Raw genomic sequence first — 7,204 nt, forward strand, 5'->3', positions numbered from 1 at the left:
CATTGATCATCTCGCCAGCAACGCACAACCGACCCCGACCGTCCTGACCGGAATTTCTCGCCGTCAAGACTGAATAGGCGTTACAGACTCACGCTCCTAGAGGCCACCCAAGCGGAGATCGAAGCGAGATACCGTCAGTCGGGCGCCACGGACGACTGATCGGCCGGTGGCTCAAGAGCGCTGCTGCGTTGCTGGGACTCCACGGAGACGAGCAATGAGCTCCACCGAGCGGACACGTCGGCGGATTCTTCGGGCGTCGCTGTAGCGGTTTGGGTCGTCATCGAATCCGTGCGCCCGGTAGGCCCAGCCCGGGCTGACCTTGCAAATCAGGCAGTTGCCGAAGGCTGGGTAAGTGTCCGCACCGACCAGAAGGTATCGGCACCGCGGGCAGTACTCGGGGCGCAGCTCTCGTTTTCTCATACCCGCTCCATGCGCGGGCCTGTCCGGCGAGCGACGCACCCGCGCATGAACCCGGTATGCCACAGCATCTGCGCGACCAGGACCTAAGTCTCAGCCTCGATCTGTTGGCCTGTGAGGAGCCCATGCCGGCGAAGTACCAGTGGATGAACTCTGGTGGCGGGTGGTCGCCTATGGGGTCATGGATACTTCTCGAAAAATTGGTGTCGATGGTGGGTACCGGAGTCGACTGGAATTTCCTGATCGTAGAGCGGATCAGCGAACCGGGTCATCCCTACCCCAGTTGGTTCGCTCAGTGCCTTGGTTCGAGCCGGGCACTAACCGTGGAGCTCGGCTGGCACCCTGCAGAGGGAATTGAGAACCTCTGGCGGATTGGGGTGGCTGGCGGGGCGTCCAGGCCGCTCTTCAATATCCACTCCGACCCTGATCTATTTCTAATGGTGCAGCCAGGCCAGGCGCTGTCACCGCTCAGCATTCCGCTGACAGTGATGATCGACTGGCTGTCCGACGGCGAGCTTGCGCCCGGATTCGTGCGGGAGCGTCTGCGGTACTAGGACACCGCGCATGCACTATCCATGAGCGAAAAGATACGTGGATCCTTCTGGGCGTGCGGCGAGATAACTGGCGGCGAGCTTCGTCTGAGCGTAAGCACCGGCGGTCTGCTCGCTTCGTTCATCGAAGGCTACGGGGAGCTCGGGCGCGCAGAAACGATCGTCGAGGGCGGTTCCTGGGCTGACCTCCTACGGCAGAACCGCTACGCCTACGCGTGCGACGTCGCCACCGAGTATCAGGCTCGTGCGCTGGCAGAAGGATCGGCCGCCGGCACCTGGTCGCAGTGGGCCGAGGAGGATTCTGCATTGCAAAGGCTCACCGAGCCGCGGTGCGTGGTGCCGTCCTCGGAGCCTTGGACAGGAGGACGAATGCGGCTGGTCGTCGTTCATCCGGTGATCAAGGCTTTGGACTGGGAGCCGCCGCGGCCGAGCCGATCGCTAATAGTCATCGACCCGCGTACAGAGATCGATCTGCTGTTGAGTCTCAGACGTCTGGGAGCGCTCACCTCCACCGGATCGCTTACAGCACGCTCGCGCGTAGCTCATCCATACGGCATGTGATCCGGCACGCGTTTCTGCCAGATCTTAACCGCGCATGTACAGCGCATGGAATCACCCCGCACCACCTCAGCCCACATGCCCACCACCCTCTCCACCTGGGCTCTGCGCCAGCTCGCCGTGGCACCGCCTCTCTCGGAGGGCCAGCGCTCACTGCTTAGCGCAGCATTCAAGAGCGCGCCGACCATCATCTCCGCAGAACGCGAAGCTGCCTAGCCTTCTCTATCCAACGCCCCTGGCCATTGGCCAGTGTCGACGCTCGTTGAAAAGTCGGCCGTTGGCGCTTTTCTGGCCCTGTTTTCAGTTGGCGTTAACACCACTGCCCTCGACTTGATCGATCGATCTCGGGCTACATCGCGCGCTCGAATAGGGGAGTCCAACGGGTGCCGGAGACGTTTCCGACCTGCCAAAAGATTGGCGCAACATTGTTCGGGCAATTGAATTCGAACAACGTCAGTAGCGCTCGCCCGCCGAAGCCAAGAGGATTGCGCGGCATCAGGGCGCGCCCGATGGACGCTGTCATCTCCTCAGCGTCTTCACGCTCCTTGGCGGTGTCAAAGACTCCAGAATCAGGATTGAACGGTCGGAACCGATCTCCCAAATACGTTCCCCCCACAGTTTCGATAGCAATCGATGTGTCCGCTGTCGGCAAGTCCGCTTTGTCTGCGACGACACTCGCGCCCACGACGATGTGGACCTTCTCGATCCACTCCTCACCCATGCCCGTAATGAATTCCACGAGCAAGTTGAGTTCTCGAGCCAGATGTGTACCTGTGCCGCAATAGTCGTCGAGCAGAAATAGCACGATTTCGGTATTGATATTCTTAATCCGATCGCCAAGATCCGGGATTCTCAGGATGTTTGCTTTTTTGATCTTCAAAGTCTTGGCCAGGAGAGAGAGCGTTCCTTGCGTGCTGTCTCCCGCGACACCATGGTTTATGAGGAAAGCATTGCGAAGGTTCTGGTTATTGGCTTCTCTCACGATCACTCGAGCTGCTGCGAGTTGTCCGACAGCGGTCGCCAGCCGCGGTAGTTCGACAGCTTGTAGGCGTGTGGATGTGAAGAAGCCATCCATGATCATGCGGCGCAGCATCTTGTACGCCAGATACTGTCTATCGTTACCACCGAACTGCTCCAGCCAAGCTTTGATTCTGATCTCGGTGACTTGCTCACCCCGGTATCTGAGTTGACGAGCGAGCTCAACAAGGTCTGAGTCTGTGATCATGCGCACCGTTGCGGTCGCGTGCTTCGAAGTCGAATAGACGCCATCGAGGACGCGCCCGCCTGCGCCCAACAGCCACACACCGACTAACGGAATGCTGATCAGTAGCCGATCACCCGAAGGGCCTGAACGGACGACTTCACGTGATCGCAGAGTTGCGATGGTTTGGTTCAACTCATCAACAGTCGCGGTCTGGATCCAACCTTGAGCCAAATGAATCACCTCGTCCAGCGCAGCCGGCGTCAGTGCGTCACCCCCACAACGAGCTATTGAGCGCAGCACGGCGCTCGCGACGATGGCCGATCGAGCAGTGTGGTCGAGACCGTTCGAGCTGTCCGCCCAAAGGTGTACAAAATGCGAATCTGGAGCGTCTCGGGCGACCGAATTAGCGGCTTCATCTACGTCGCTTGCTGTCACAACAGACCGCGAGCACTCGCGCATAGTCTGCCAAAGTCGTTGGGCGACGAGCGTCTCGTAGTACGGGTTACCTGAACAGATTGAATGGACTCTGTCGATTGCATCTGGAACCCATTCCAGCCGACCGCTGGTGGGGGATTGAAGCAGTTCAGCTGTGGACGAACGAGAAGAGAAGTTAGTGACCGATACGGGCACTACCTGATTGAGCTTGTGTGCTTGCGCCTGAATGATCGACGGCAAAATCTCGCTACCGACAACGATCAAGTTGAGCCATTCTTCATCCACGAGCGATCGCAGGAACAGGAACAGCGAGTCAGCTTGCGGTCCCTTGACGAGATGGGCGGGCAATTCGTCGAAATCATCAATGGCAATGATTACTCGAGCGTCTTCCGGGAGAGCGCGTGAGGTACCTCTAAGCCACCGGTTAGCCGCCCGCGCGAAGTTACCAGATTCGTCAACCCTTACCTCGCTGACACTGTCCATGGCCTCTCCGTAGGTATCGCGCGCGGCATCAAGGATCTCGTCGAGCAAGGCGTAGACGAGGTCCCCAGCCGTCTGATCCTGACCAAGAGCGCGTCCTAGCGGTAGGACGCTTCCAGCCCACCCTCTCTTCTCCCGAGCGGACCGCAGCAACACACGCGTGAGGGATGTCTTCCCAACGCGTTTGTGCCCCGTTATATAGGCCGAAGCCCGTCCTGCAATCAGCGCGTCCAGCGAGGCCAAGTCAGCCGCGCGCCCCACCAAGCGCTCCGGTTCAGAAATTGTTCCGAGGCTGAAGGGATTGACATCATTTGCCGCCCACGCCACCGGCATTTGGTCTTCGGCGGAGAGTTGCTGGACGGCATCGAATTGTTGGAGAAGAGCGTCAGTCCAGTGGAGTTCGCACGATAAAGCAACGGCCTTCTGAGAACTGCCCGTTGCTGTGACGGTCACGCTGAGTTCCCCCTCAGAGCCTGGGCCAAGCGAATCTAGGCGTGATGTGGTGTCTATGCCCAGTTCATGCTCAATGACGCGGAGAGAAATGCCTTCGGCAGTTGCATTGCCTGAGTTAGTAAGGACGAAGCGAATCTGATACGTCGAGCCATTAGCGGCACTGAACGGAAGCTTCGACGAGGAAAGCTGTACCTTGACGTCGGGCCTGCTCATGTCGCCCAGGCGTTCGATAGCTCGGCGTACTTCGGCGATGGAAACTTGTAAGAGGGGCGACACGAAGTCTTGCAATATGCCGCTGCCTGAGACGGCGATTGTGGTCTTGAACCCAATGAAAGCATCCTCGAGATCTCGAAGATCTCGATGGTTAGTTCCATCTATGCCGATCAGACGTTCCATGTCTTGACTGAGCTCGAGGGCGTCCGAAAATAGGACTCCCTCAGCTTCGTCCAACAGGTCTACGAAGTGGTGCGAAGCGTCACGCAGGACGCGAGCGGGATTTGAGCCATCTCGTGCGCCCAAGTACAACTTCTGGGTAGATTGCCGGTATCGAGAGACAAGGACGGCTGCCGCTGAGGCAGTGCTCCTCGAGTCGGCCGAAGTCAAACGAAATGACTCGGCCCAGGCCTCCCTTACATCAGCCTTCACTTTGTTCGAATACAGTGCCAACGCGGTTTCGTGACCCAGCTCTGAGACGAGCCGCATCGTATATGCGCTCCATGCTCGGATACTTGCTAGGTCGCTGCCGACGAAGTCTCCGATCGCGTTTTCCACAAAGCAGTCAATCAACTCAGCGTCATCCGGCAGACACTTCTTCACAAAACCGCAGGCCGAAGTCCAAGACCGACGCACATCGGTTACATCGCCTCTGTCGATAGCCGCTAGTTCCGTGACAAGTCGAATCCAATTCCACGTCCTCAGGGCGTCAGCGCTGCTTGTTGGCCCCCAATCAGTTCCAAGCTTTGCGAGTGTGTCTTCGAGGGCTGCACGAGCAATGGCGTACTCACCCTCGCGGAACGCCGACCACGCGCGGCTCACTGACGTAGCCTCGTAGCGACCTTCGGGCTCCGGATGCCAATTGGCAGTGGCGGTCACCAAGGGATCTGGCGAACTCGGAAACGATATTGATAACCACGTCGGGAGGGGATGGGGCTTGATCGTAGTCTCTGAGACCACCGTTGATACGGGAACAGGCAGAGGCGAACTGGCTTGGCGGCCCAAACGGCGTCGATCGCCGAGTTCTCGGCTGAACTGGTCAACGATGGTGTCGAAGTCCGCCTTGGCGACACCAAGGGTGGAATTCCACTCGGTGTCCGTGATATTCGGCCCGGTCAGCCTATGTCGTATCGCAGATACCTCGCGACGCTGCGCGGTACTTGCAGACGCAAGTGCCTCGAACACTTCATCTGCAGCGATAGCAAGAACTAAGCGTTGCCCCGCCGATAGGCCCGGTTCGCTGACACTAGTCTTTAGATGAGCCCCAAAGCGGAATAAGAACCGGTTGAACAGTTCTCTCGATCGCGCCGACACTGCGTCTTCCAATGCAACACGAGCTAGAAGAAGCCCTAAGCCGGATTTTTCACTGCGGCCAGCCCCAGCCACTGCCTCGGCTAATTCTTGTGAAGTCGAATTGGCATGCGCGCGCGCAAGCACGGTCAGGCTTCCGCCGATCGCACGACCTCGTCCGCGGAGGAGCGTCCGCGCTGAATCCCCTAAATCATCGAAGAGCATATGCTCACCATACGGTGCCCATTGTCGGTCTCTGTTCCTCACCAGCACTGGCGCCTCTGAACTTAACGTATGGAGTGGTTCAGCACTCCGATCGGCTGCGGCACATGGCGCCAATAGTGGTAAACGCATCCGAAGCGGAATGTGCGCCCGGTTCTATTGACCGGCGAGCGGCGAAGGGTGTCCGATCGTCTGCGGTGGGCTCTTCGGGTCGCACCAAACTTTGTCTTATCCCGACGGAGCGGTTATCGTGTCGACGCTCGTTGAAATGTAGGCCGTTGGCGATGACAGGGCAGGGGCGTTTCTGTGTTATCGGCCCGACCAGTCAAAACTTGCATCACAATTTGCTTCTGGTCGGAACGAGCATCGCGACCTCTTTCTTCCCCGCGACCTCGAGGAGCTCGCGCTTCGCCTCTTCGCGGGCGTCCTGCGCCTGGGCGCGCAGCACCTCGGCGAGCGGGGTGCCGCGGTCGAGTGCACCGCCGACCTGGTCGACGAAGCGGGTCAGCGCCGTCAGTTGCAGGGACCTGGCGAGTGACTGGAGGGCCTCGACGAGCGGGATCCCGGAGTGCACCTCGGCGACGACGCCGGCGAATTCGCGGGACAGCTCCCCCGCGCTCGTGCGGGACACCCTGGCCAATGCATCGAGGATGCCTTCCCCGGCCGACAGGGACAGGGTGAGGAACTCGAGAATGGTCGGCAGCTCGGCACGCATCCTCGTGAGTCGGCTGTGTGCGGCTCGGCGCAGGAGCCCATCCCAGAGCAAGGCACCGCCGAGCCCGACGAGCACGGGGATCGCGGCAGCCGCCAGCACCGGGAGGGCGTGCAGGGCGGGGACGAACACGACCGCGACGAGGCCGGCGGCCAGGGACAGGAGTGCGCAGACGAGCTGCTGGGAGCGGAACTCGTCGAGGCTGCGCCGGTACCCCGATTGCCGGAGACGCCGTTCGACGGTGTCGGAACCGCCGAGGAGAGCCGCGAGTCCGCGTCGAAGCCGGCCGAAGACCGGCACGAACAGGGTGCCGAGCACCGGGATCGGATCGACGGTGGTGCGCCCGACGAACGCGCGGGCCTCCGGCGACACGTCCAGGATGTACGGGGCCAACCGGTCGGCCAGGCGGGGCCGGCTGAGCCGGGGGAAGACGCTCACGAGCGACCAGAGCCCGATACCGAGCACCGCGCCGAAGAACACACCCCACGCGAGCGGGGCGCTCACCGGAACCACCGGCGTTCCTCGGGCAGGCGGCCGATGAAGACCATCAGGCGGTATGCGATCACCGACACCACAAGTCCGGAGACGATCACGGCAACCCCGCTGCCGGTGTTGTATGCGACCGCTCCCTCCGGCCGGGAGGACAACAACAGGAGCACGATCCAGGGT

At 60.4% G+C, this 7,204-nt stretch carries 5 protein-coding genes and 1 pseudogene; 3 read left to right on the top strand and 3 right to left on the bottom strand.

Translation table 11 applies throughout. From position 1 onward, the window contains the following. Nucleotides 1-476: 476 nt before the first annotated feature. Genes QN345_RS00825 through QN345_RS00835 form a run of 3 tightly spaced genes read left to right on the top strand, consistent with a single transcriptional unit; the run spans nucleotide 477 to nucleotide 1,742 of the window. Complete coding sequence (locus tag QN345_RS00825; RefSeq protein ID WP_323508352.1) at nucleotides 477-971, top strand: hypothetical protein; 495 nt, start codon at nucleotides 477-479, stop codon at nucleotides 969-971. A gap of 21 nt (nucleotides 972-992) precedes the next feature. Continuing rightward, complete coding sequence (locus QN345_RS00830; protein WP_323508354.1) at nucleotides 993-1,529, top strand: hypothetical protein; 537 nt, start codon at nucleotides 993-995, stop codon at nucleotides 1,527-1,529. Nucleotides 1,530-1,574: 45 nt separating this feature from the next. Further along, the gene (locus tag QN345_RS00835) at nucleotides 1,575-1,742 is read left to right on the top strand and encodes a hypothetical protein (RefSeq protein WP_166788297.1); all 168 of its coding nucleotides are present in this window, start codon (nucleotides 1,575-1,577) and stop codon (nucleotides 1,740-1,742) included. Nucleotides 1,743-1,875: 133 nt separating this feature from the next. On the opposite strand, the gene QN345_RS00840 is transcribed toward QN345_RS00835, so the two are convergent. The 3 genes and pseudogenes from QN345_RS00840 to QN345_RS00850 form a co-directional block, all read right to left on the bottom strand. Beyond that, nucleotides 1,876-5,826, bottom strand: a complete 3,951-nt coding sequence (locus QN345_RS00840; RefSeq protein WP_323508355.1) for an ATP-binding protein — start codon at nucleotides 5,824-5,826, stop codon at nucleotides 1,876-1,878. Between the two features lie 334 nt (nucleotides 5,827-6,160). Further along, the gene (locus QN345_RS00845) at nucleotides 6,161-7,048 is read right to left on the bottom strand and encodes a type II secretion system F family protein (RefSeq protein ID WP_323508356.1); all 888 of its coding nucleotides are present in this window, start codon (nucleotides 7,046-7,048) and stop codon (nucleotides 6,161-6,163) included. Continuing rightward, nucleotides 7,036-7,204: pseudogene (locus QN345_RS00850) on the bottom strand (type II secretion system protein F); the annotation flags it as partial. The gene QN345_RS00845 and the pseudogene QN345_RS00850, both read right to left, overlap by 13 nt.

It is taken from the genome of Cryobacterium sp. 10I1 (genome assembly GCF_035019805.1).
GTDB lineage: Bacteria > Actinomycetota > Actinomycetes > Actinomycetales > Microbacteriaceae > Cryobacterium > Cryobacterium glucosi.